This window comes from Streptococcus suis (genome assembly GCF_002960445.1).
Classification (GTDB): Bacteria; Bacillota; Bacilli; order Lactobacillales; family Streptococcaceae; genus Streptococcus; species Streptococcus hyiners.
The window spans coordinates 1-283 of sequence record NZ_POJD01000101.1 but is presented as its reverse complement, the minus strand read 5'-3'; the positions used below and the strand labels follow the sequence as shown (position 1 = coordinate 283).

Annotated in this window: 1 protein-coding gene; it reads left to right on the top strand. The window is 44.9% G+C overall.

Annotation, left to right across the window (positions count from 1 at the left end):
* Window positions 1-283 (top strand): energy-coupled thiamine transporter ThiT (locus C1G53_RS01890; RefSeq protein WP_192873099.1); only part of this gene is annotated, 283 nt, incomplete at both ends.

The window sequence follows — 283 nt, the reverse complement described above, 5'->3', positions numbered from 1 at the left end:
GCTATCTTTTCTGCCATTGCCCTCGTCTTTGACAAAATCCCGCTCTTTACAATGCCCCAAGGTGGATCTGTGTCTTTAGTCATGCTTCCAATCTTACTGCTTGCTCTGCGCCACGGACTAGGGGTAGGAGTTCTTACTGGTGGTATTGTAGGAACCATTCAACTTTTCTACGGTGGCTACTTCCTAAACGTTTTTCAAGTTTTTCTCGACTACGCATTTTCTTACGCCGGAATTGGTTTAGCAGGTTTAGTGGCACCCACCCTATCCAAACAAAACAATCTAA